The following is a 23,258-nucleotide window of genomic DNA, read 5'->3' on the forward strand; positions in this document are numbered from 1 at the left end:
AAAGACTATGGAAAAGTATATCGATATATTCAAAAACTCCTATTCCAACTATTGGAATTATTTAAAGTATGAGTTAATTGACCTCAATCATTGGGATAACTTTTTCTATGGCTTAATTATCATTTCAATTGGGGTTTGGTTATTAGAAATTGCTTTTCCATGGCGAAAAAATCAATCGATTTTCAGAAAAGATTTTTGGTTAGACACATTTTATATGTTTTTCAACTTCTTTATCTTGAATTTAATAATTCTAATTGCGCTATCTAATACAGTTTCAGAATTTTTTAATGATATTCTCAAATTAATTGGTCTAAATATCGGAAACCTTCAACTATTTGATGTTGATAATCTTCCAAGGTGGTTAGGTTTACTAATTTTCTTTTTGGTATCTGATTTTGTGCAATGGAATACACATCGCTTATTGCATCGCATACCTTGGTTGTGGAATTTCCATAAAGTACACCACTCTGTAAAAGAAATGGGGTTTGCAGCACATTTGCGTTACCATTGGATGGAACCTGTGGTTTATAAATCTCTACTTTATATTCCTATTGCCATAATTGGTGGTTTTGATGCACAAGATGTAGCAATTGTTTACTTCGTTAGCATTGCCATTGGGCATCTCAATCATGCTAATTTAGGTTGGGATTATGGTATTTTTAAATACGTATTTAATAATCCGAAAATGCACATTTGGCATCATGCAAAAGAATTGCCAGAACACACAAAATATGGTGTCAACTATGGATTAACTTTAAGCGTTTGGGATTACCTATTCAAAACCGATTATGTGCCTCACAATGGCAGAGATATCGAGTTGGGTTTTAACGGCGATGAGCAGTTTCCTAAGGATTTTTTAAGTCAAGAATTGTATCCAATTAAAAATAAATGAAGCAATTTTTACTACTAATAGTATTTGTGACAATGTTTTCTTGTGGAGGAAGCAAAAAAGCTACTGAAAAGTCTGAAGAAACTCAAGCTGAAACTGAGATTAAAGAAGATATCGAAAACGTAATTTCCGAAGATGTAGCAGTCGAAGATATTGATACGAGAGTCATACAAAAAGACTCAGCTGCTACAAGCGAAATTCCTAAACTACCATTACCACCAGAACCACCTAAAATTGAAACTAATTCTAAAATTAATTTTGACGTTAGATTGAATAATATTCTTAATACATATGTTTCTGCAAAAGGCGAAGTGAACTACTCTAAAATTAAAAACAATAGTACAGATTTAGATATTTACATAGACTACATTTCGGAAAATCTCCCTGAAGAAAGTTGGTCTAAAAACGAAAAACTAGCCTATTGGATTAACGCTTACAACGCCTTAACCATAGACCTAATCCTCAGGAATTATCCTGTAAACAGCATCAAAGACATAAAAGACCCTTGGGACCAACGCTTGTGGAAGTTTGGCAATAAGTGGATAAATCTTAACCAAATAGAACACGAAATTCTTAGAAAAATGGAAGAACCACGCATACATTTTGCTATTGTTTGCGCGTCGTATTCTTGTCCTAAATTACAAAATAGTGCATTTACTGGTGAAAATCTTGAAGTAGAATTAACGAAGGCAACTCAAGACTTTTTAGCAGATACAAACCGAAATATAATCAGCTCAGATGAGCTTCAACTTTCTAAAATATTTAAATGGTTTAGAAAAGATTTTGAAACTAATGGTAGTTTAATTGATTTCTTAAACACTTATTCTGAAATTGAAATTTCTTCAAACGCAAAAAAAAGTTTTCTAGATTATGATTGGGATTTAAATGATTAAAACTCATATTGAACTTTCTTCGTAAATACCTATATGATAAGTATTATTATTCCTGTTTTAAATGAAGCTGAAACCATTGAAAAACTTCTTCATTATCTTATAGATTGTTCAGAATTAAAGAACATTTCGCAAATCATTGTGGTTGATGGCGGAAGTACTGATGATACAATAGACATTGTTAAAAATCTGGGCTTAAATATTAAACTTATAAATTCAGAAAAAGGGCGAGCTAAGCAAATGAATAATGGTGCAAAAGCAGCCAAAGGCGATATTCTTTATTTTTTACATGCTGATTCGTTTCCTCCATTAAATTACGACAAGCACATCATTGATGAAGTTAAAAAAGGAAATAATGCTGGCTGTTTTAGACTTCAGTTTGATAATAGCCATTGGTGGTTACGTCTGGCCAGTTGGTTAACACAGTTTAGGTGGCGTGCATGTCGCGGTGGCGACCAAAGTCAATTTATTACCAAAGCTTTGTTTGATGAAATTGGTGGTTTTGATGAATCTTACACTATTTATGAAGATAACATTTTGATAAATGAACTTTACAAACGAAATGAGTTTGTAGTCATCAACAAAAAAATAAAAACTTCGGCACGTCTTTATGAGCGTCATGGCGTTTGGAAATTACAATATCATTTTTGGGCTATTTATGTAAAAAAATGGTTTGGTGCTTCGGCTGATGAGTTATTGGCGTACTATAAAAAGTATATTGCATAAAAAAACCACCTGAAAGGTGGTTTTTTTAATTCTTATATTAATGATTATTGTTGTTTTACCAAACGTATTTCTCCTCTACTAACTTCCACTTCATTTCCAAAAGTATCAGTCTCTTCAAAAGTTAAATAAAGGTTTGTGCCATCAAAAACAGTGACATCATAAAACAGTCCGTCTGCTACGATAGTCCTATCCATATTATTTAATATAAATGACCCAGAATCATCTAGAAAATCTATATATGTATCCGTTTCGGTTTGCCCATTACTTGTTGTAGTTTCTGTAACTCTATAACTTCCGCTTACAGAATAAGTGCCATTTGTATTAAACTGCCAAATTGCATCTGTGAAAGTATCTCCTACTGTAGTACCAGATTCTGAAACAAACGTTGTTCCGTTTGATGCCGTAACAGTCTCTTCATAAGAACTTCTAAGAAAAGTAATATCGTAAGTGCCTGCTAAATTTTCTGAAGTCAATTCAACTCCAGGAGAATCGTCATCTCCACATGAATTTAATGTTAAAGCTAAAACGGCAAGTATTAAAATTTTAATTGATTTCATGTTTATTGTATTTGTTTCAGCAAATGTAAATAACATAAGCTACAAGCTTTAGCAGTATTAACAATTTTTTTGGCTGTTTTAGATTATATTAAAAGTATTGTCCAATACCAAACACAAAACCGTTGGTCGCATCTGGCGTTATTCCATAGCCATAATCAATTCTAAATATGGCATTAAAAATACTTTTATGTATAAATCGTAGCCCAACACCTGGATAAATTCGTAAGTTATCTGGATCTATAAAATCACTAAAATCTCCTCCTGGATTCTGCCAACTACCAGCATCTATAAAAGCATTACCTTGTAGTACAAACCAATTCTTTTCGTAAAGCGTATGCCTATACTCCGTGTTTAAAACTATAGCGCCAGTTCCTCGGTCTATTAAGTTTCCTACGCCGCGAATGTTTAAATTATTATCTACTGCAAATGGTGCAAATGGGGTGTCATTATTTGTGGATAATCCTAGCCGCAATCGGTTTGCCCAATTTCCTTTTTCTCCAATTCTTTTAAAATATGAAAAATCGTTCCATCCAATTAAAAAATCTGGTAATTGCTGAGTATTGGTTGATGTTACGTATTGAAAATTAAATACACTCCTAAATCCTTCTATGTATTGGTAATTAAAATTGAGATTATTGTAAGCATATATAGCCTTATAAAGCAATTTTTTAACGCGAAGTTCTTGAGGAATACTTGGGTTTGTCGCGCCTGCTATATATTGGTAATCTTCAATAAAATAATTTAGACCTATCTCAATACGATTATTAAAATCGATTTGAAACAAACCAAGTGCTTCAATAGACTCATTATTATACCTATAGTCTGCGGTTGTATTATCAAAAAACACAGGCTCTAATGTGGTTAAATCTTGGTAGTTTACTGCTAAACCAAAGCGTCTTGAAAATAAAAATGGCGCCCTAAAGTTTAAGGCATAAGAATCAAAAACATCCTTCTGATAAAATCCACCAAACGCTATATTTTGTCCTAACAAATTAAATTCGTACAAACCCAATCTGTATGCAAATTCATCATCATTTGTTGTATAAATATTTGCTGAAGGAATTATGGTAAAATTCTCTTCTATATTATAAAAAACATTGTATTCATTAGGTTTATTTGCAGGAAATACTTGGTAATAAGCATGAGCAATAGAAGGTAATCGTTTTAACAATCTTATATCTGCTTCTATCATTGCAGAATCTAATTTTACTCCAGATTTTATTTTAGAGACTTTTTTTACAAATGAAGTTTTAAGCTTTTTGTTGCCTTGTACTTTTAAATCTGCTACAATTTGGGCATTTATTACGCTCGCACAAAAAAGAAATAAGTAGAATAAATGTTTCATGATTAAGATTGGTTACGACTTTTGTCGTAAGAAAATCATAACCTTACTTAAGATTTTTCTAAACTATAATATGTTTTTATCACCTGCTCTACAGGCTTATTTTGTGGTGTAAATTGATTGTTTTCTTTTCCTCCAGATTTATCGTAGTTTACAAACCATTTCCAAATAAATCCGCCAGCAAACCAATCTTCTTGCCAGAAGGTTTCGTAAAGAGCTTTTGTTGTGTTTACTTGGGCTTCAAGATTAACTTCGGTCATACTACGGTCAAATTTCCATGGTTCTTTTCCAGAATAATCGACACTTCGGTAACCATATTCTGTAAACAAAATAGGTTTCTGAAATTTATCCGAATAACTTTTAATCACCGGTTTGTGTTTCAACCAACCTTCCATGCTTTTTTCAAAAGTTGGTGTTTGCTCGTCACTTACAGGAAAATAAGCATCTATACCAATAAAATCTAACTTACCCCAAAATGGTGTGCGTTTATATTCGTCCCAATTGGCGGCGTAAGTTAGTTTTCCTTTATAGATTTTTTTAATATCATCAATTAAATTATTCCAATATTTTGGTCGCTTTAAAGTGAAATTTTCAAGCTCTGTTCCTATACAGAAAATTTCTGCATCAATTTCTTGAGCTAATTGCGCATATTCAAGAATAAAATTGGTGTACGAATTTTCTAAAGCTTTCCAATCTTCTTCAGTTTCCATATTCAAAAAACCTGTGAATTCTCCACGTCTAATCCAAATATGTGGCTTTACCATTATTTTTATATTCTGCTTTCTCAATTCTTCAGAATATTGTTTTGCTCCAGCTCGAGTTTCGCCAAACCATTGGCGTTCTGTATTATGAATAATTTCAGGATTGTTTAAACTTCTAATAAATCCAAAAGGCATCACGGCCGCAAAATTGGCATTTATTTTAGTGACTAAAGGCTCAGTGTGCGACTCATCAACTGGTATACCGTAAGCAACAAAACTCGCACCATTAATTTTTTTAGTTTGGCTAGTGCAAGATGATAGGGATAAAAAAAGTAGAAATATTCCGAAAAATCTCATTGTTCAATTTTTGATGAAAGATAATGAGATTCCTAAATAAATTCGGAATAATTCTACTATACATTTTTCTGTTGAAAAATGATTTTCTTAAAACAAGGCTCTTAAACCTATATTGAATGTTTGTCCAAGACCAGTATCATTTCCTCTTACAAAGTTAGAGTATAGAAATTCAACGTTTAACTCATCAGATAATTGATATTTTGCACCTGCTCCAAGAATAGATGCATCTTGGCTAAAATCATTAAATCCCTGGTCATTTCCTCCAAAAGAAATTAATTGTAAGTGCTGTACAAATCCTAAAACAGTAAACTTAGAACTTGGAAAATAGCTTAAAAACACACCAGGCGTTAAACGTAAACTGTTGTAAGCAAAACTATCTTGCTCACCAAAATTATACTCAGTATTTAACTCTGTAAATAATTGCCAATCACCGCCTGCAAAACTGTAATCATAAAAAAAACGATTTTGAAAAATAAAACCATCTTGGTCTAAAAACACACCATTTTCTGATTCATTATCTATCAGTGGAATATGAAATGTAGTCTGAATAGTGAAATTAGATACGCTCTTAATAGGATTAAATTTAATAGCTGGTGCAAAAGACGTAAAACCAGAACGTGCTGTTCCGCTTTCGCCATCAAAAGCAAAAACATCTAAGGCATCTCTTCCGCCAATAGCATTAGAACGAAATTCTAAAAGCAAACCAATATTTAGGCGATTATTATCTGAAATACCAGTAAAAATATCAACCGAGGAAGTAAAGAAATTATTACGCGGAATATCTGACTCAACACCATTAAAAGTCGCTTTTGTTTCGGTATATAAATTATTAAACCATTTGATATCCCATTGGCCTTTTTTTAATAAAATTGATGGTGTGTATTCTTGAATAACACTTTTTGTAGATTCTTCATCTTCTTGTGAAAATCCAGTAAAACTTATAGCAATTGCAATTGCTGCGATGATTATTTTTTTCATTTTTTGTTTGGTTTAAACTCGTTTTAAGAGTTTTTGGTTTTTAATTGTTAGTAGTAATATGTTATTGTTTGTTTAGATTCCAGTTGTATTCAAAGTAGCTAAGTTTTGCGTTGTCTGAAATTTTTTCGTTTCGGTATTTGTTTATAAAATCAATTTCTTTAGTGCCATTCATGGTAAAATCTTCTTTGTACCATTCCATAATTTTTGAAGCTGATACTTTATTTTTTTTCACTTTAAGAAAATTCCCATTTATAGCTTTTTTTGTCTGTGCTTCTAATTGAGCGTTTAAGGTACTTGGTAAATAGGCTTCACTGATTAATGGCGGACAACCAACAGCACCGCAGACCAAGACAAAGTGAAATCTTGGGTCTTTAAATTTGGGGCGCAATAACTTATGCTCAATATCATTTAAGGTGACGTTTTTTCCAGCTAAACTGTACGTTGTTTTGTCAAAAAAGCCTTTATTATCTAATGGCGAACTTGTTGGGTAATTATCTATAATCCCTTTTATTACCGAAAGATTATAAGCGTTAATCCAAAACGCTTGGTAGTTTTTGGCATCACTTTCCTTTACAGAAATCTTTTCGGCATTAGCTAAAAGTGCATTTAATCTTTCTGGATTTTTATGTATGGCATCATAAGCCACTTTTCCATGTTTAACATTCGCTTTAAAGAAAATGTTTGCATCTTTAAAAAAGGAATCTAGATTTTGAGCTTGTAGATTTGTCCCTACAATTGTAATAAATATTAGGATGTATTTTTTCATAACATTGTTTGGTTAATTTGTTGTAACGCCACTTCTGTCGCTACTAAATCTTAGGACTTACATAAATATTAAAAGATTTTTCGGGTCTCTTTAAACATCAAAACCTTACACGTTTTTCCTATTTAAAATCTTTCTAAATTATTTATTAGCGTTAAGTTATTACCTTTAAATTCGACTCACCAACCACTAACAAATCAATTTATGGAACACATCGTTATTATCGGAAACGGAATTTCTGGCGTTACAACGGCGAGACACATCCGCAAAAACTCCGATAAAAAAATCACTATAGTTTCTGCTGAAACAGATTATTTTTTCTCGCGAACTGCACTCATGTACATTTATATGGGACATATGAAGTTTGAACACACGCAACCTTACGAAAACTGGTTTTGGAAAAAGAACAGAATTGAGCTTAAAAAAGGGTATGTAAAAACTATTGAGACAAAATCGAAGACACTTCATTTTGCAGATGGCGACACATTACAATATGATAAACTCGTTATTGCCACAGGAAGTAAACCCAATAAATTTGGCTGGCCAGGACAAGATTTAAACGGCGTTATGGGCATGTATCACAAACAAGATTTAGACAATCTCGAAAAGCATGCTCCAAATAATGAAATCTGCAAACGTGCCGTTGTTGTTGGTGGTGGACTAATAGGTATTGAGCTTGCAGAAATGCTTGTTAGCCGAAAAATCCCAGTCACTTTCTTAGTAAGAGAAGATAGTTTTTGGAATGGCGTATTGCCAAATGGTGAGAGCAAAATGATTAACGAACATATTAAAAGTCACCACATTGATTTGCGTTTAGGTGTTAACCTAAAAGAAATTAAGTCAGACGATATCGGTAAAGTAAAATCTGTAATTGTCGAAGAAACTGGAGAAGAAATTCTTTGTGATGTTGTTGGACTTACAGCTGGTGTAACCCCAAATATCGATTTTTTAAAAGACTCTAATATTGATTTAGGTCGCGGTGTAAAAGTCAATCGCTATCTCGAAACAAATATTGAAGATGTCTACGCTATTGGCGATTGTGCCGAGCAACACGAAGCTATCGGAAACAGAAGACCAATTGAAGCTGTTTGGTACACTGGCCGAATGATGGGCGAAGTTTTAGCACAAACAATCTGTGGAAACCGAATGCAATACAATCCTGGTCATTGGTTTAACTCGGCTAAATTCTTAGATATTGAGTACCAAACCTACGGTTGGGTATTTAGCGAAAGACATAAAAAAGATAATGAAGCGCATTTTCACTGGAAACATCCAAACCAAAATATTTGTATCACTGTAGCCTACGATAAAAATACAAACTTATTTCTCGGCATCAACACCTTCGGAATTAGAATGCGTCATGAATTTTTTGATAACGTTCTTACCAAAAAATGGTCAGTTGACAAAGTAATGACACATCTAAAGGCTGCAAATTTTGACCCAGAATTTTACACGCTTCATGAAAAAGAGATTGTAAATAAATACAATCAAGAAACCGGAAGTAAAATCAATCTCAGTAAAAAACACTGGCGTAAAATCTTTGCTTAATTAAATCTAACCAAAAGCATTAAAATGAAAATTATAAAATATATAGGTCTCGCTATTTTCCTAATTGGTCTTACCATTTTTACAGGAAGCATATTCACAGGGGATTTTAGTATGACTGCAACAGAAGTTGACAACTACGTTAAAGAACAAGGCTTTAAAAGTGAAGTCATCGCTTCAGAATTAAAAAAAGCTGTTGTTACTGACAAACCTCTAAATATCATCGAGTTTTCGAGTCAGGCAAGAGCCGCTTTTGAAGCATCAAATTCACATTACGATAAATTAATTGCTAAATACGATGCTGAGAAAAAATGGGATAAAAAAGGCGCACAATACCAATATAAAATATTTGGAAAACCACATACACTAAGTTTTAACTTGGCAAAGAAAGCAGGATCTGGCTTTGTTAAGGAAAATACAGGATTAATGTGGTGGCTTACATTTGGTTTGGGCATTATTGGCGCATTATTGTTTATTTTACCTAATCTTATTTTATTGGGTCAACCAGGTATAAAAAACGATGGCATTTACCATCAATCTGCAACCAATCGTGGATGGATTGCATGGCTAGTGTTAGTATATCTTGTAGGGTTTTATCTCGTACTTTATTTTGCTGCTGATTATGTGGTCAATTGGACATTTATTTTAGACCCAATCAGTAAAGCACTTAATGGTGGCGAAGCAAGTCAATGGTTTGTTTATGGCTTTTTATATTGTGTCATCATGGTTGTAATGGCGGTGCGTATGTATATAAAATACCGTCATAACAAATATCAAATTTTAAGAACTACTTCAGTGTTGTTTTTTCAAATTGTATTTGCATTTTTAATTCCAGAAATTATGACCAGCCTAAATATGCCTGGTTACGATTTTAAAAATGCTTTTCCGTTAGATTACGATTTCTTTTTTGAGTGGAATATTAAATCACTCACAGAAAGCGGCGCCATTGGATTGTTTATCCTTGTTTGGGGAACCATTTTAACCTTAATCATTGTACCATTGATGGTATATTTCTTTGGAAAACGATGGTATTGTAGTTGGGTTTGTGGTTGTGGTGGTTTAGCAGAAACTTTAGGCGACCCATATAGACAACATTCAGATAAAAGCTTAAATGCTTGGAAATTGGAACGTTGGGTTATTCACTCAGTATTATTAATTTCTATTGTAATGACAGTTGTAACATTATATTGTTATTTTTCTGGCGCTCAATCATTTCTTGGTATTAATAGTCAATGGATAAAAGACACGTACAGCTTTTTAATCGGCGCATGGTTTGCAGGTGTTATTGGTACAGGCTTCTACCCTATTTTCGGTAATCGTGTTTGGTGCCGTTTTGGTTGCCCGCTTGCTGCTTATTTAGGATTAGTACAACGTTTTAAATCAAGATTCAGAATTACAACAAATGGCGGTCAATGTATCTCTTGCGGGAATTGTTCTACTTATTGTGAAATGGGAATCGATGTCCGCGCCTATGCTCAAAAAGGGGAAAACATTATACGTTCAAGTTGTGTAGGTTGTGGTGTTTGTTCGGCTGTCTGTCCGCGTGGCGTTTTAAAATTGGAAAATGATTCTGAAAAAGGACGCATCAACCCAACAGAAATATTACTAGGAAACGATGTAAATCTAATGGATTTAATTAACCAAAAATAATGCGAATTACTATTTTATTACTTTTCATCAGTACATTTGCCTTTTCCCAAAAACAGTACAAACGTTATTTTTTTGAAAACGGAGAAATTGAGTCTGAAGGTTGGTTAGAAAACGGAGAAAAAACTAAATATTGGCGATTTTATCATTCTGAAAACGGAAAATTAAAGGCGCAAGGTCATTACAAAGAAGGACGAAAAACCAAGTATTGGAAAACGTTTTATTCATCTGGAGAGATTGAAAGTGAAGGGCATTTTGAAAATGACAAAAAAATAAAATGGTGGATTTTTTATGACACGAACGGAACTGTAAATCATAAGTGTCAACTAAAAAATAATAAGAAAAACGGATATTGTTTAATGTATAAAAATAAAAAACTCACTTCGGCCGTAAAATATTCTTTAGGAAAACGAATAAAAGAGTGGATAGATTTTAAATCATTTAAAAAAGAAAATCGACTAAGAGATTTACAATGACCCAAAGCATCAAAGTAATTATTCCCGCATACAATGAGGAAGATTCTATCCCATTAGTTATTGCGGATATTCCTAATATAGTCGATGAAATTATTGTGGTTAGTAACAATTCAACCGACAACACCGAAATTAATGCAAAAAAAGCTGGTGCAACAGTTTTATCAGAACCGCGTCGTGGTTACGGTTATGCTTGCTTAAAAGGAATGGATTACATCGCCAATCTTGATACTAAAAAACAACCAGATATTGTAGTGTTTTTAGATGGTGATTATAGCGATTATCCAGAAGAGCTTATAAAAATCGTTGCTCCAATTATTGAAAAAGATATAGATTTTGTCATCGGTGCCAGAGACAAAAAACTACGAGAAGAAGGCAGCATGACAGGTCCACAAATTTTTGGCAATTGGCTTGCTACAACCTTAATGAAACTTTTTTTTGGTTCAACATTTACAGACCTTGGACCATTTAGAGCTATAAAATATAATAAGCTTTTAGCCCTAAATATGGAAGATAAAACTTATGGTTGGACGGTTGAGATGCAACTTAAAGCCTTGAAAAAGAATTACTCCTACAAAGAAATCCCAGTAAATTATAGAAACAGAATAGGTGTCTCAAAAGTTTCAGGTACGGTAAAAGGTGCTATATTTGCAGGCGTTAAAATCCTAATATGGATTTTTAAATACAGTTTTAAATAATGTTTTTAGAATACACTATAATCGTCATCTACACGATTGCTATCGTACTTATTTTTATGTACGCTTTAGCACAACTTAACTTACTTTTCAACTATCTTTCATCAAAGAAAAAAAAGGATAATTCAGAGCAATTTGATTTTTCGAATCCAAACGAAATACCTGTAGTCACCATTCAACTTCCTGTCTTTAACGAGATGTATGTTATGGATAGATTGTTAGAAAATATTGCCAAGATTGATTATCCAAAAGATAAATTAGAAATTCAGGTTCTTGACGATTCTACGGACGAAACAGTTAAAACTACTTTTGCACATGTTAAAAAATTAGCAGCACAAGGTTTAGATATTAAACACATTAGACGTACAGACCGAAGCGGTTTTAAAGCAGGCGCACTTAAAGAGGGTTTAGAAATTGCAAAAGGCGAATTCATTGCCATTTTTGACGCTGATTTTTTACCAAAACCTAACTGGTTAAAACGTACCGTACCTTATTTTAAAAACAAAAAAGTAGGTGTTGTACAAACGCGTTGGGGACATATTAATAGAAATTATTCATTACTTACTAAGATTCAAGCTTTTGCTTTAGATGCACATTTTACCTTAGAACAAGTTGGTAGAAACAGTAAAGGTCATTTTATTAATTTCAACGGTACCGCTGGTATATGGCGTAAAGCATGTATCATCGATGCTGGTAATTGGGAAGGCGATACACTAACCGAAGATTTAGATTTGAGCTACCGCGCGCAACTAAAAAATTGGGAATTTAAATATCTCGAAGATGTTGAAACTCCAGCAGAACTCCCAGTAGTAATTAGTGCAGCACGCTCACAGCAATTTCGTTGGAATAAAGGTGGCGCGGAAAATTTCAGAAAGATGTTAAAACGCGTTGTAACATCAAAAAACATTTCGACAAAAACTAAAATTCATGGGTTATTGCATTTACTTAATAGTACCATGTTTTTAAGCATATTTACGGTGGCTATTTTAAGTATTCCGATGCTTTATATAAAAAATGAATATGCACACCTTAGAAACTATTTTTACATTATGAGTTTCTTTGTCACCAGTACGCTAATATTTTTTGTTTGCTATTGGTTTATGTACCGTAACATTTACGGTAGCGGTTTCAAAAAATTCTTCAGTTACATAGGCATGTTTTTCACCTTCTTCTCAATAGCCATGGGCTTTTCGCTTCATAATTCTATTGCAGTTTTAGAAGGTCTTGCAGGCAAGCGAAGCGAATTTGTACGCACACCAAAATTTAACATCAGCACCTTAAAGGACAGCTGGAAAGGCAACAAATACCTTCGTAAAAAAATATCACCACACGTTATTATAGAAGGTGCACTGATGCTGTATTTTGCATTTGGAATGTATTTAGCGTTTGTCATCGGAGACCAAGGCGGCGATTTTGGATTGTTCCCTTTTCACCTTATGTTATGCATTGGTTTTGGGTATGTGTTTTTTAAATCACTAACTTCAAAGGTATAAGTATTTGGGCGTTTGCACCTACGCTTTAGCTTCGGTTGCACCGCGCTCTCGGTAGTCGCTTCCCTATCGGGCGAGCTCCAACAAAACCTCCATCGCTAACGCAGACTTAAGCCTGTTTTGTCTTTATTAGCAAAGGATAACGAAATATTAATGTATGCTTTTACAACCTACGTTATTAAAATATATTAAAGCGCCAATCATCTGTCTGATTTTAAGCTTGGTTTTTTACGCGAGTTTTGCCTATAATTTGGTTCGTACAGAAGCGACTAAACTTATTCTTTTATATTTATCCTTATTCGTTATTGCTTATGTTTTAAAAAAATCTGCTGGCCTCAATTTCCCATTCTTAGTACTAGCATCAATTTTAGTTCGACTTGTTTTTTTACCTGCCATTCCTAATTTATCACAAGATTTTTACCGATTTATCTGGGATGGCCGCATGCTTTTCCAAGGGTTTAATCCTTATTTACAAACACCAGACACAATTATAAATAGTGGTATTATTTCTATTGCCGAAGCACAAGAACTGTACAATGGCATGGGTAAATTAAGTGCGTCACACTTTACAAATTATCCACCAATAAATCAACTTTGCTTTTACTTTGCTGCCTTATTTTCCGGGAAAAATATTGCAGGAGCAGTTGTTGTTTTACGTCTCATAATTATTAGCGCAGACATTGGTGTTATTTATTTTGGCAAAAAACTTCTTGAAAATCTTAAACTACCAACAAACCGAATTTGGCTTTACATCCTCAATCCGTTCATTATCATAGAACTTACAGGAAATTTGCACTTCGAAGGCGTCATGATTTTCTTCCTCATTTGGAGTTTATATTTACTTCAAATTGGAAAATGGAAATGGGCAGCTGTTGTTTTTTCGTGTTCCATTTCGGTAAAATTGATTCCGTTAATGTTTTTACCAATTTTCTTTTGGTATTTCGTAATAGAAAAACCAAAAACACAAAAACTTAATCACAAAGACAAATCAGCTTCACAACCTTTCTTCCAAAACTTCGGATTTGCTCTTTTAGAAAGCAGAGGGTTTTTTAGATTAATTATATTTTATTTCATAGTAATCATTACAACCTTACTTCTTTTCCTTCCGTTTTTCTCAATGGAATTCATAAATAACTATTCTAAAACTGTTGGTCTTTGGTTTAATAATTTCGAGTTTAACGCTAGCATTTATTATCTCGCAAGAGAAATTGGATTTTGGTTTACAGGTTATAACGAGATTAAAACTATTGGTAAGATTCTGCCAATAATTGCTCTAATTTTAATTTTAGCATTTTCGTTATTAAAAAAAAATACAGACATCCCAAAACTGGCAAGTTCTATAGTTCTGGCTTTTAGTTGCTATTTGTTTTTAAGCACTACTGTGCATCCATGGTATGTTGCCACTCTAGTAGCGCTTTGTGTATTTACTAATTATCGATTTCCTCTGGTTTGGAGTGTGGTTATTGTGTTGAGTTACTTGTCTTATTTAAGCATCGGTACAGCATCAAAATCTGAAAATTTATGGATTATTGGTTTGGAGTATTTTATTGTATTTTCAGCTTTTGTTTGGGAAGTCATCTTAAAAAGAAAGCTGCCAATTTCTTAGCAGCTTGTCTTAATTTTTTAAAATTTAATCAAAGTCTTCTTCGTCACCAGGCTCTAAATCTGGATCTTGTACTGCATCTGGGTCATCATCATCATAATCTTCGTAATCATCTTCGTCGTAGTTTTCCATAGTTACTGCAAGTTTTGTACTTACTTTAACTAGGTATTTAGTGTCTTCAGTGGTTACTTCAACAGCTTCAACCAATTCATTTTTCATGTTTTTAAATGAAATAATTTGGTCATCATCATAACCATCAGGATATTTTTCAACAAGTAGCGCCAATATTTCTGGCGTAAGCTTTTTAAAGTCAACAATGACCCTTTTTAGATTATCTTTCATCTCTAAAGTAATTAGTCGATTTACAATTTGGTATTACGAATTTACAATCTAAATCCATTCAAAAAACAAATTTTATAATTTTTTCAAAATAAGTTTCCTCTACAATATATTATATTTACTCAATGAGATTGCTGTTTTAAGCATTCTTTATTGTGGCTACAAACGTTTAACTCTAATTTAGAGTAAAATAAAAACATAAAATCATGAAAACTTTACAAGCTCAAAACCAAAAATTTTTAAAGGCAGCTGCAGCATTTGTTTTACTTTTTGCTGTTTCACTTTTTACTAATTCAATAAATGCTCAGACCGAAACTATTGAAGTTAAAGGCGTGGTTACAAGTGAAGTTGGTCCTTTAGATGGTGTAAATATCTATTTAAAAAACTCGTCAGTTGGCACAGTTTCAAAATCTAATGGCAGCTTTGCTTTTAGAGAGCCTTTAAAAATTGGAGATATAGTTGTTTTTAGCTATCTCGGATATGTGAAAAAATCTGTGGTTGTAACTAAAAACTCTAATAATTTAGAAGTTTTTATGGAAGAAGCTCCTATTGATGTTCTTAGCGCACCAAACAGCAACGTACTTTACAAGAGCAAACGACCTAAAGGCAGACAATAATTTTATGGCAAAATGGCTCAAATTTTTTGCGATTTCGTTATTTTTTTCTTCTATAAGTCATACGCAATCATGGGATTTTAATGATGTTTCTTTTACCGAAGCAGACCGACGTGCTGCGGTCAATAAAGGTGAATCTCTTGAAGACATGCCGCAATTGGTTTACGCTCTTACCAATGGACTTGAAACTGATGTCGAAAAATTTAGAGCTATCTATGTTTGGGTATGTAAAAACATAAAAAATGATTATGGATTGTATGCAAAAAACAAACAAAAACGAAATAAGTTTAGTGAAGATAGTATAAAGCTAGAAGCATGGAACGAAAAGTTTAAAAAGAAGATTTTTAAAACACTCCGTAAGCGCAGACGTACCATTTGCACTGGTTATGCATATACTATTAAGGTAATGAGTCAGCTTGCTGATATTGAATGTGAAATCGTCAACGGTTTTGCAAAAACAAGCTCAGGAAATCCTGACGATTTAAAATACCCAAACCATAGTTGGAATGTCGTAAAACTAAATAACAAGTGGTATCTGTGCGACCCAACTTGGTCGAGTGGCATCCAAGATTTAGAAACAGGACGTTTTAAATTCAGTTATAATAATGGGCTATTTTTAGCGTCACCAGAATTGTTTGCTATTAATCATTTTCCGTTAGAACAACGTTGGTTTTTAACCGAAGATATTCCAACTTTTAATAATTTTTTAGACGCTCCTATTGTTTATAACGATGCGTATAAAGTTTTGGAAGATATCAATTCTCCAACACGTTTGTATAATGAAATTATACAAGAATACTCATTAAATATTAGCCTTCGTTTAAAACCTAAAATTAGCTACAAAACAGTTACATTTAAAATTGATGATGGCAGTAATGTAAAAACACGTTTACCAGACAGCGTAAAACAATTTGACAACAACCTCAACATTAGTTACCAATTTACAAGACGTGGCTTTTATGATGTGCATTTATATATCGATGATTTTTTGGTATCGACTTATGTGGTTCGAGTGAAGAAGGAAGGTGTTTTGGATTAACTCAAAACCTATTTTTAAAAGAAAAACCCAAAACTTCCGGTTACGCCAAAAGGTCTCGCCTCTGGCACATCTAAATAGTTTCCTCTAAAGTTAAAATCAATTCTTAAGATTTTAAAAATGTTAGCAACACCAAAACTGTACTCGTAATAAATTCTAGAATTTGGCGCAATCAATGGTGTTTCTACAGGGTTTCCTGTCATGCTCAGCATACGATTTTCATCAGACAATTCGCCCCAAACACCACGAACACCTAAAATGGCCCTTAAATTGTATTTTTTAAGAAATGGAATACGAGAAAATATACGTCCGTTAAAATTATGCTCTACGTGCATTGATGTATAAGTGTCTGTGACAAATTCGTAGAAATCTAACTGCGGAAATGTATTATATATCGAAAAATACGATTGGTTTCCTGGTACAACACTCAATAATGCTAATGGTACTTCTCCAAAGGTTTTACCAGCTTCAATAGATGTAGTTAAACGTCCTAAGCCACCTAATTGCCATGGCTGAAAATAAGATAATTGCAGTTTTGTATAATCGAAATCACTGTTTAAAAATCCTTCGTCTCCACGACTTACTTGTAGAAATATACTTGAGAAATTATCATTTTTAAATTTGCGCTCAACACCAAAACCTGTCATTTGTCGATTAGGATAATAGCCTAAAGATAATCGGGTTTCAAACTGGTCTACTTCAGAAGAAATACCGGTTGGCGAATCTGGGTCATTGTAATCTAAACTAAATGTTGGTGATGCCGATTTTAATTCGCGATAGCTTCCGTCTAATCGGATTTCAAAATTTCGCATTGGCTCAATAGACGCCCCAAAATTTATTAAATTAATGTCTGTTAATTTATCATTAACACTTGTTCCTACAACTGCAGATGAGGCTAAGCTTCGGCCTAAAACATCACTAGAACTGGTGAGACTTGCGCCTATTTGCTCTATATCTCGTCGGTTTCCACCGAAAATGGTAAATCGGCTTTTCTTATCTAAAAGCCACTTTCCGCTTATTCCATATTTAAACTTATCGTCTCTAAAACCGTAAGCCAAAAACCCTTCTAAACGCCATAAATCATTAGGCCCGCGATAGGTTCTTCCGCCTGCTCGTAAACGTAATCCTTCAACCTCATTAAATCCAAAGGTTGAAAAAATAGGTCCGTAATCCATTTTAAGACTTGGAATTTCTATATAACCTGATGCTAAAATGCTTCCCAAATTATAAAGACGTTTAAACTTTTTTACTGTTTTTAAAGTGTCTAACATTTTGTAGACTCCTTTTTCGTCTTTATTTAAAGCTTCGAGTCGGTTTTCTTTCCAGAAGTCTTCTTCTCTGTTGTAAACGTCAGCATCATAATTATAGACAACCTTATCGTAATAGTCTTCTTCCTTTGGAATATCAAACTTATAATTATCGTAAAGTGTGGTTCGTTTTCCGTAAACACCTCTAGATTTTTCCTTTTTATTTAGGGCGAAATCAGATAGAAAGTAATCACGTTTTATTAAGAAAAGAGAGTCATTTAACACTTCGAACTCTTGTTCTATATAAATTTCTTTTACCCAATTAATATTGGCACTTTTTGACGCTTGAAGGTTAATTTCTTTAATTGCGTAAGTAGTATCATTGACCCAAAAATCTCCTTTAAAAGTTAGTTCATTTTTACGCCTTGGATAATAAATAATATTATAGCACCATTTGTTATCTATAAAAGCACTGTCGGACAGCACATAGTTGTAAGTCTGAATACCAGTACGGCTCAATGGACTTACAAAGCTTTTATCGAAAAATTTGAGGTAGTTGTCGTAGACATTATACTCTGAATATAAATCGTCAATAAAATCGATGATGACTTGATTGTTACTAAAACCTGAATTTTTGTTTCCTATTAAATCTTCGCGTTTTTTATTGATGATATTGTCTCCAGAAATCTTTTTTACAGATTCGTTCAAGAAAATTGGCAAATACGTTTTACCAGTAACACGTGAGGTATCAACTTCTTCAAAAACAAATTCCATACCTCGGAAAAGTTTGCTTTTTATAAGCGAGGAATCAATGGTGTTTAAATCAAATTCGACCTTTTCATATTGGTCGTATTCGTATTGCTTAAACTGAGTTAATCCATTTTGGCGTTTGCGTTCCCAAATCTTTTTTAAAATTCGTATCGCAGGATTTTCTGATGCTTTTTTTGATTGTTTTCCTGTTACGATTACAACGGCATCTAAAGCAGCAGCTTCTTCTTTTAGAATAAATTTTAAATCGTAATTAACACGCTTGGTTAACTTGATTGTTTGTATTTCAAAACCTAAAAAAGAGACCTCGAGAGTATCCCAGTTTTCATCAGACTCCAAATAAAATTTACCATCTTCGTTACTAATCGTACCTGTTGTAGACCCTTTAAATATAACATTGGCATAAGCTATAGGCTGATTACTTTCGTCAAAAATATAGCCACTCACTTTTGTTTGTGCAAAAGCAAAGAAAATATTTAAAGTTGCAATGAGTAAGAGTAGTTTGTGTTTCATACTAAAAAACTTCATCAACTATTGTGCTAAAATTTAAAACAATAGCGAATGAAGTTTATTAACGCAGAAATCTGCAGATTATTTATTTGTACATCACCTTTTTTACCGCTTTAATAACATCGGTATGGTTTGGTAACCATTCTTCTAATAAAACTGGTGAATATGGTGCTGGCGTATCTGCCGTATTTATTTTAATAACTGGAGCATCTAAATAATCGAATGCTTCAGATTGTACCAAATAAGTAATTTCTGTAGAAACATTGCCAAATGGCCAAGCTTCTTCAAGAACTACTAAACGGTTTGTTTTCTTAACTGATTCTAATATTGCTTTTCTGTCAAGAGGGCGAACCGTTCTTAAATCAATAATTTCGCAAGAGATACCTTCTTTTTCTAATTCGTCTGCTGCTTTGTAAGCTTCTTTAATAATTTTTCCGAAAGAAACAATGGTTACATCAGTACCTTCACGTTTTAATTCGGCAACACCTAAAGGTATGGTGTATTCACCTTCTGGTACCTCACCTTTATCGCCATACATTTGCTCACTTTCCATAAAGATAACTGGGTCGTCATCTCTAATCGCAGATTTTAATAATCCTTTAGCGTCATATGGATTTGAAGGAACAACCACTTTTAAACCTGGTGTATTTGCAAACCAATTCTCAAAAGCTTGCGAGTGTGTTGCTGCTAACTGACCTGCAGAAGCTGTTGGACCTCTAAAGACTATTGGACACTTAAATTGTCCGCCAGACATTTGTCTAATTTTTGCAGCGTTGTTTATAATTTGGTCAATACCAACTAGAGAGAAGTTAAACGTCATATACTCTACAATAGGTCTATTTCCAGTCATTGTAGAACCAATAGCAACTCCTGCAAAACCGAGCTCTGCAATTGGCGTATCTATAACGCGCTTTGCTCCAAACTCATCTAACATGCCTTTAGATGCTTTGTAGGCACCATTATATTCCGCAACTTCTTCGCCCATTAAATAAACGCTCTCGTCACGACGCATTTCTTCGCTCATCGCTTCGGCAATTGCCTCTCTAAATTGAATCGTCTTCATTCTTTTTCTTTATTAGGAGAACAAAAATAGGAATAAAACAAAAATTAAAGACCTGAAATTTTTTAAAAATTTATTATGCACGCATAGTAAATATTCGAAAAAAAGTGATTATCTTCGTAACCGCTTAACTTAAAGGCTGTTTTTATTTGTAAAAGCCTTATAAACAAAGCTTTTTAAAACATTTTACGATAACGTTATCGTAAATTTAAATAGAGTTTTACAAACAAAAAAAGAATAAGATTATGAAGATTTTAGTGTGTATTAGTCATGTACCAGATACAACTTCGAAAATCAACTTCACAGATGGTGATACAAAATTTGACACTAATGGTGTGCAATATGTTATTAATCCTAATGACGAATTTGGTTTAACACGTGCTATGTGGTTTAAAGAAAAACAAGGAGCATCTGTTGATGTTGTTAATGTTGGTGGACCAGAAACTGAGCCTACTTTACGTAAGGCTTTAGCCATTGGTGCAGATTCTGCAATTCGTGTTAACACAGAAGCTAAAGATGGTTTTGCAGTAGCTAAAGAATTGGCAAAAGTAGTCACAGATGGCGGTTACGATTTAGTAATTGCTGGTAGAGAATCTATTGATTATAATGGCGGAATGGTACCTGGAATGTTATCTGCACTTACTGGTGCAAATTTTGTTGCAAATTGTATTAGCCTTGAAATTGACGGTACAACTGCAAAAGCGGTTAGAGAAATTGACGGTGGAAAAGAAACCGTAAGCACATCTTTACCTTTAGTAATCGGTGGCCAAAAAGGATTAGTTGAAGAAAGTGATTTACGTATTCCAAATATGAGAGGAATTATGATGGCGCGTAAAAAACCTTTAAACGTCGTTGAACCTATTGGTGCAAATGCAGAAACTTCAGCAAATAGTTTTGAAAAACCAGCGCCAAAAGGTGCTGTTAAATTGGTGGATGCGAATAATATAGATGAATTAATTAATTTACTTCATAACGAAGCAAAAGTCATATAAATCACAATTTCTAAATCTCAAATTCCAACTTATGGAATTTAGATTTTTTGAAATTTAAATTTTGAAAAAATTATGTCAGTTTTAGTATATACAGAATCAGAAAACGGAAAATTAAAAAAAGCGGCTTTAGAGTGTGTATCTTACGCCAAAGCTATTGCCGATGAAATGGGAACGAGTGTTACAGCTGTTGCCGTAAACGCTAATGATGCAGAAAGTCTTGGTAACTATGGTGCATCAAAAGTTTTAAATGTAAACAATGATAATTTAGCAAAATTCAACGCTAAAAAATATGCCGATGTTATTGCAGAAGCTGCAAAACAAGAAGGTGCTAAAGTAGTTGTAGTCAGCTCTAGTGCAGATAGTAAATATTTAGCGCCCTTGTTAGCTGTTGGTTTAGATGCAGGTTATGTGTCTAATGTGGTGGAGAAGCCATCAAGCTTAGCACCTTTTACCGTAAAGCGTACCGCTTTTACAAATAAAGCTTTTGCCAATACAGAAATTAGTACCGATGTAAAATTAGTCGGCTTATCTAACAATGCTTTTGGCTTAATAGAATCTGGAGGTTCTGCTTCAGTTGAAGACTTTTCGCCATCAATTTCAGACTCGGGTGTTACGGTAGAGTCTGTAGATAAAGCAGCAGGTAAAGTAACAATCGCCGATGCTGAAGTTGTTGTTTCTGGAGGTCGTGGACTCAAAGGTCCAGAAAATTGGGGATTAGTTGAAGATTTAGCTGAAGTTTTAGGCGCTGCAACTGCATGCTCTAAACCCGTGAGTGATTTAGGATGGCGTTCTCATAGCGAGCACGTTGGACAAACTGGTAAGCCTGTAGCAACCAACTTATATATTGCTATTGGTATTTCTGGAGCTATTCAGCATTTAGCTGGTATTAGTGCATCAAAAGTAAAAGTAGTTATTAACACTGACCCTGAAGCACCTTTCTTTAAGGCCGCTGATTATGGTATTGTTGGTGATGCTTTTGAAGTGGTACCAGTTTTAACAGAAAAACTTAAAGCTTTTAAAGCCGCAAACGCGTAGTTTAAAATCTTAATATATATAATAAAGAACCGTTTAAATTATACCTTAGTTGGTAAATTCAAAATTTAAACGGTTCTTTGTATTTTACAAAAGGTAAAAAATATATCTATAATTTGTTACCAATTAATTCTCGATTAGCGAGGAAATTATGAGTTTAGTACGTTTAAACATAAAAGGCATTTCTTACAGCCAAACCCAAAATGGCGCTTATGCTTTAATATTAAATGAAGTTGATGGCGACCGCAAACTACCAATAGTTATTGGCGCTTTTGAAGCACAGTCTATTGCAATTGCTCTGGAAAAAGAGATACGTCCACCTCGTCCATTAACTCACGATTTATTCAAAAATTTTTCAGACCGTTTTCAAATTGTAGTAAAGCAAGTTATCATTCACAAATTAGTTGATGGCGTGTTTTATTCTAGCCTTATTTGCGAACGTGATAGCATTGAGGAAATTATAGATGCAAGAACGAGTGACGCTATTGCTTTGGCATTACGTTTTCAGGCACCTATTTTTACTTACAAGAATATTTTAGATAAAGCCGGAATTTACCTAAAAGTAAATCCAAATAAGGATGAACGCGACGATGACAATATTCTAATGGATGAACTTGTTGCTGAAGAAATTGAAACGTCAGCCTTTGGTGAAGATACTTATAAAGATAAATCGTTAGAAGAATTAAACACGTTGCTCGATGAGGCTGTTGAGAACGAAGACTACGAAACTGCTGCAAAAATTAGAGACGAAATTTCTAAACGTTAATCCCATTGTTATGAAACATTTTTTATTAGCTAGTACAGCTATTTTTTTTGGTCTTACGCTTAGTGCTCAAGACATTGAAAAAAAATGGCAACTCAATTCGGGAGAAACATTTGAACTTAAAAATGGTAGTTTTAATTACAACGGAACAGCTGGTGATTATATTCGTCAAAACAACTTGATGATTTTGTATCTTAATGATTCTATTAATAGTGTAGAGCGTTATAAAATTTCAGAATTT

The 23,258-nt window shown here is 33.5% G+C and carries 22 protein-coding genes and 1 pseudogene; 15 read left to right on the forward strand and 8 right to left on the reverse strand.

Features of this window, described 5'->3' with window-relative positions; translation table 11 throughout:
• Positions 1-7: 7 nt before the first annotated feature.
• Genes ACFQ1Q_RS02995 through ACFQ1Q_RS03005 form a run of 3 tightly spaced genes read left to right on the forward strand, consistent with a single transcriptional unit; the run spans position 8 to position 2,505 of the window.
• Positions 8-892 carry a sterol desaturase family protein gene (locus ACFQ1Q_RS02995; RefSeq protein ID WP_386127841.1) on the forward strand — a complete coding sequence of 295 codons (885 nt, stop codon included), beginning with the start codon at positions 8-10 and terminating at the stop codon, positions 890-892.
• Complete coding sequence (locus ACFQ1Q_RS03000) at positions 889-1,782, forward strand: DUF547 domain-containing protein (protein ID WP_386127843.1); 894 nt, start codon at positions 889-891, stop codon at positions 1,780-1,782. Before ACFQ1Q_RS02995 ends, ACFQ1Q_RS03000 begins: the two co-directional genes overlap by 4 nt.
• Positions 1,783-1,815: 33 nt before the next feature.
• Positions 1,816-2,505 (forward strand): TIGR04283 family arsenosugar biosynthesis glycosyltransferase, encoded by a 690-nt coding sequence (locus ACFQ1Q_RS03005; RefSeq protein ID WP_386127845.1) that lies wholly within the window; start codon positions 1,816-1,818, stop codon positions 2,503-2,505.
• 44 nt (positions 2,506-2,549) lie between these two features.
• Here the strand turns inward: ACFQ1Q_RS03005 and ACFQ1Q_RS03010 are convergent, their stop codons facing one another.
• The 5 genes from ACFQ1Q_RS03010 to ACFQ1Q_RS03030 all read right to left on the reverse strand — a co-directional run bounded on the left by ACFQ1Q_RS03010 (position 2,550) and on the right by ACFQ1Q_RS03030 (position 7,206).
• On the reverse strand, positions 2,550-3,062 hold the full coding sequence (locus ACFQ1Q_RS03010) for a hypothetical protein (protein WP_386127847.1): 513 nt from the start codon (positions 3,060-3,062) through the stop codon (positions 2,550-2,552).
• An 88-nt stretch (positions 3,063-3,150) separates the two neighbouring features.
• Positions 3,151-4,407, reverse strand: coding sequence for a POTRA domain-containing protein (locus tag ACFQ1Q_RS03015; protein WP_386127849.1), 1,257 nt, complete (start codon positions 4,405-4,407; stop codon positions 3,151-3,153).
• A gap of 47 nt (positions 4,408-4,454) precedes the next feature.
• Positions 4,455-5,462 carry a glycoside hydrolase family 113 gene (locus ACFQ1Q_RS03020; protein ID WP_386127851.1) on the reverse strand — a complete coding sequence of 336 codons (1,008 nt, stop codon included), beginning with the start codon at positions 5,460-5,462 and terminating at the stop codon, positions 4,455-4,457.
• Positions 5,463-5,549: 87 nt separating this feature from the next.
• Positions 5,550-6,440 (reverse strand): hypothetical protein, encoded by an 891-nt coding sequence (locus ACFQ1Q_RS03025; RefSeq protein WP_386127853.1) that lies wholly within the window; start codon positions 6,438-6,440, stop codon positions 5,550-5,552.
• A 61-nt stretch (positions 6,441-6,501) separates the two neighbouring features.
• Positions 6,502-7,206, reverse strand: coding sequence for a DUF547 domain-containing protein (locus ACFQ1Q_RS03030; RefSeq protein WP_386127855.1), 705 nt, complete (start codon positions 7,204-7,206; stop codon positions 6,502-6,504).
• A 201-nt stretch (positions 7,207-7,407) separates the two neighbouring features.
• Between ACFQ1Q_RS03030 and ACFQ1Q_RS03035 the strand changes: the two genes are divergently transcribed.
• The 6 genes from ACFQ1Q_RS03035 to ACFQ1Q_RS03060 all read left to right on the forward strand — a co-directional run bounded on the left by ACFQ1Q_RS03035 (position 7,408) and on the right by ACFQ1Q_RS03060 (position 14,659).
• Positions 7,408-8,751 (forward strand): NAD(P)/FAD-dependent oxidoreductase, encoded by a 1,344-nt coding sequence (locus ACFQ1Q_RS03035; RefSeq protein WP_386127857.1) that lies wholly within the window; start codon positions 7,408-7,410, stop codon positions 8,749-8,751.
• 24 nt (positions 8,752-8,775) lie between these two features.
• Complete coding sequence (locus ACFQ1Q_RS03040; protein ID WP_386127859.1) at positions 8,776-10,398, forward strand: 4Fe-4S binding protein; 1,623 nt, start codon at positions 8,776-8,778, stop codon at positions 10,396-10,398.
• The gene (locus tag ACFQ1Q_RS03045; RefSeq protein WP_386127861.1) at positions 10,398-10,871 is read left to right on the forward strand and encodes a toxin-antitoxin system YwqK family antitoxin; all 474 of its coding nucleotides are present in this window, start codon (positions 10,398-10,400) and stop codon (positions 10,869-10,871) included. The genes ACFQ1Q_RS03040 and ACFQ1Q_RS03045 overlap by 1 nt, the downstream gene beginning before the upstream one ends.
• Positions 10,868-11,566 (forward strand): glycosyltransferase family 2 protein, encoded by a 699-nt coding sequence (locus ACFQ1Q_RS03050; protein ID WP_386127863.1) that lies wholly within the window; start codon positions 10,868-10,870, stop codon positions 11,564-11,566. The genes ACFQ1Q_RS03045 and ACFQ1Q_RS03050 overlap by 4 nt, the downstream gene beginning before the upstream one ends.
• Positions 11,566-13,056: a cellulose synthase family protein gene (locus tag ACFQ1Q_RS03055; protein ID WP_386127865.1), complete on the forward strand. Its 1,491-nt coding sequence runs from the start codon at positions 11,566-11,568 to the stop codon at positions 13,054-13,056. Before ACFQ1Q_RS03050 ends, ACFQ1Q_RS03055 begins: the two co-directional genes overlap by 1 nt.
• A 154-nt stretch (positions 13,057-13,210) precedes the next feature.
• Positions 13,211-14,659: a mannosyltransferase gene (locus tag ACFQ1Q_RS03060; RefSeq protein ID WP_386127867.1), complete on the forward strand. Its 1,449-nt coding sequence runs from the start codon at positions 13,211-13,213 to the stop codon at positions 14,657-14,659.
• Between the two features lie 24 nt (positions 14,660-14,683).
• On the opposite strand, the gene ACFQ1Q_RS03065 is transcribed toward ACFQ1Q_RS03060, so the two are convergent.
• Positions 14,684-14,998, reverse strand: a complete 315-nt coding sequence (locus ACFQ1Q_RS03065; protein WP_386127869.1) for a hypothetical protein — start codon at positions 14,996-14,998, stop codon at positions 14,684-14,686.
• Positions 14,999-15,201: 203 nt separating this feature from the next.
• Here ACFQ1Q_RS03065 and ACFQ1Q_RS03070 point away from each other — a divergent pair, with 203 nt between their 5' ends.
• Both ACFQ1Q_RS03070 and ACFQ1Q_RS03075 read left to right on the forward strand, forming a co-directional pair.
• The gene (locus ACFQ1Q_RS03070) at positions 15,202-15,612 is read left to right on the forward strand and encodes a carboxypeptidase-like regulatory domain-containing protein (RefSeq protein WP_386127871.1); all 411 of its coding nucleotides are present in this window, start codon (positions 15,202-15,204) and stop codon (positions 15,610-15,612) included.
• 4 nt (positions 15,613-15,616) lie between these two features.
• Positions 15,617-16,648: a transglutaminase domain-containing protein gene (locus tag ACFQ1Q_RS03075; protein WP_386127873.1), complete on the forward strand. Its 1,032-nt coding sequence runs from the start codon at positions 15,617-15,619 to the stop codon at positions 16,646-16,648.
• Between the two features lie 14 nt (positions 16,649-16,662).
• Here ACFQ1Q_RS03075 and ACFQ1Q_RS03080 read toward each other — a convergent pair whose 3' ends face one another.
• Positions 16,663-19,173, reverse strand: coding sequence for a DUF5686 and carboxypeptidase-like regulatory domain-containing protein (locus ACFQ1Q_RS03080; protein ID WP_386127875.1), 2,511 nt, complete (start codon positions 19,171-19,173; stop codon positions 16,663-16,665).
• Between the two features lie 82 nt (positions 19,174-19,255).
• On the reverse strand, positions 19,256-20,233 hold the full coding sequence (locus ACFQ1Q_RS03085) for a pyruvate dehydrogenase complex E1 component subunit beta (RefSeq protein WP_386127877.1): 978 nt from the start codon (positions 20,231-20,233) through the stop codon (positions 19,256-19,258).
• 242 nt (positions 20,234-20,475) lie between these two features.
• Here ACFQ1Q_RS03085 and ACFQ1Q_RS03090 point away from each other — a divergent pair, with 242 nt between their 5' ends.
• From ACFQ1Q_RS03090 to ACFQ1Q_RS03105, 4 genes and pseudogenes are all read left to right on the forward strand, one after another.
• Positions 20,476-21,222, forward strand: a complete 747-nt coding sequence (locus ACFQ1Q_RS03090; RefSeq protein ID WP_386127879.1) for an electron transfer flavoprotein subunit beta/FixA family protein — start codon at positions 20,476-20,478, stop codon at positions 21,220-21,222.
• Between the two features lie 72 nt (positions 21,223-21,294).
• On the forward strand, positions 21,295-22,257 hold the full coding sequence (locus ACFQ1Q_RS03095) for an electron transfer flavoprotein subunit alpha/FixB family protein (protein ID WP_386127881.1): 963 nt from the start codon (positions 21,295-21,297) through the stop codon (positions 22,255-22,257).
• 148 nt (positions 22,258-22,405) lie between these two features.
• The gene (locus tag ACFQ1Q_RS03100; protein WP_386127883.1) at positions 22,406-23,020 is read left to right on the forward strand and encodes a bifunctional nuclease domain-containing protein; all 615 of its coding nucleotides are present in this window, start codon (positions 22,406-22,408) and stop codon (positions 23,018-23,020) included.
• A 10-nt stretch (positions 23,021-23,030) separates the two neighbouring features.
• Positions 23,031-23,258: pseudogene (locus ACFQ1Q_RS03105) on the forward strand (Na+ dependent nucleoside transporter); the annotation flags it as partial.

Origin of the sequence: Winogradskyella litorisediminis (assembly GCF_042675765.1) — a bacterium.
GTDB lineage: Bacteria > Bacteroidota > Bacteroidia > Flavobacteriales > Flavobacteriaceae > Winogradskyella > Winogradskyella litorisediminis.

Coding starts and splice junctions, on each gene's coding strand:
- ACFQ1Q_RS02995 (WP_386127841.1), top strand. CDS start 8: ATGGAAAAGTATATCGATATATTCAAAAACTCCTATTCCAACTATTGG.
- ACFQ1Q_RS03000 (WP_386127843.1), top strand. CDS start 889: ATGAAGCAATTTTTACTACTAATAGTATTTGTGACAATGTTTTCTTGT.
- ACFQ1Q_RS03005 (WP_386127845.1), top strand. CDS start 1,816: ATGATAAGTATTATTATTCCTGTTTTAAATGAAGCTGAAACCATTGAA.
- ACFQ1Q_RS03010 (WP_386127847.1), bottom strand. CDS start 3,062: ATGAAATCAATTAAAATTTTAATACTTGCCGTTTTAGCTTTAACATTA.
- ACFQ1Q_RS03015 (WP_386127849.1), bottom strand. CDS start 4,407: ATGAAACATTTATTCTACTTATTTCTTTTTTGTGCGAGCGTAATAAAT.
- ACFQ1Q_RS03020 (WP_386127851.1), bottom strand. CDS start 5,462: ATGAGATTTTTCGGAATATTTCTACTTTTTTTATCCCTATCATCTTGC.
- ACFQ1Q_RS03025 (WP_386127853.1), bottom strand. CDS start 6,440: ATGAAAAAAATAATCATCGCAGCAATTGCAATTGCTATAAGTTTTACT.
- ACFQ1Q_RS03030 (WP_386127855.1), bottom strand. CDS start 7,206: ATGAAAAAATACATCCTAATATTTATTACAATTGTAGGGACAAATCTA.
- ACFQ1Q_RS03035 (WP_386127857.1), top strand. CDS start 7,408: ATGGAACACATCGTTATTATCGGAAACGGAATTTCTGGCGTTACAACG.
- ACFQ1Q_RS03040 (WP_386127859.1), top strand. CDS start 8,776: ATGAAAATTATAAAATATATAGGTCTCGCTATTTTCCTAATTGGTCTT.
- ACFQ1Q_RS03045 (WP_386127861.1), top strand. CDS start 10,398: ATGCGAATTACTATTTTATTACTTTTCATCAGTACATTTGCCTTTTCC.
- ACFQ1Q_RS03050 (WP_386127863.1), top strand. CDS start 10,868: ATGACCCAAAGCATCAAAGTAATTATTCCCGCATACAATGAGGAAGAT.
- ACFQ1Q_RS03055 (WP_386127865.1), top strand. CDS start 11,566: ATGTTTTTAGAATACACTATAATCGTCATCTACACGATTGCTATCGTA.
- ACFQ1Q_RS03060 (WP_386127867.1), top strand. CDS start 13,211: ATGCTTTTACAACCTACGTTATTAAAATATATTAAAGCGCCAATCATC.
- ACFQ1Q_RS03065 (WP_386127869.1), bottom strand. CDS start 14,998: ATGAAAGATAATCTAAAAAGGGTCATTGTTGACTTTAAAAAGCTTACG.
- ACFQ1Q_RS03070 (WP_386127871.1), top strand. CDS start 15,202: ATGAAAACTTTACAAGCTCAAAACCAAAAATTTTTAAAGGCAGCTGCA.
- ACFQ1Q_RS03075 (WP_386127873.1), top strand. CDS start 15,617: ATGGCAAAATGGCTCAAATTTTTTGCGATTTCGTTATTTTTTTCTTCT.
- ACFQ1Q_RS03080 (WP_386127875.1), bottom strand. CDS start 19,173: ATGAAACACAAACTACTCTTACTCATTGCAACTTTAAATATTTTCTTT.
- ACFQ1Q_RS03085 (WP_386127877.1), bottom strand. CDS start 20,233: ATGAAGACGATTCAATTTAGAGAGGCAATTGCCGAAGCGATGAGCGAA.
- ACFQ1Q_RS03090 (WP_386127879.1), top strand. CDS start 20,476: ATGAAGATTTTAGTGTGTATTAGTCATGTACCAGATACAACTTCGAAA.
- ACFQ1Q_RS03095 (WP_386127881.1), top strand. CDS start 21,295: ATGTCAGTTTTAGTATATACAGAATCAGAAAACGGAAAATTAAAAAAA.
- ACFQ1Q_RS03100 (WP_386127883.1), top strand. CDS start 22,406: ATGAGTTTAGTACGTTTAAACATAAAAGGCATTTCTTACAGCCAAACC.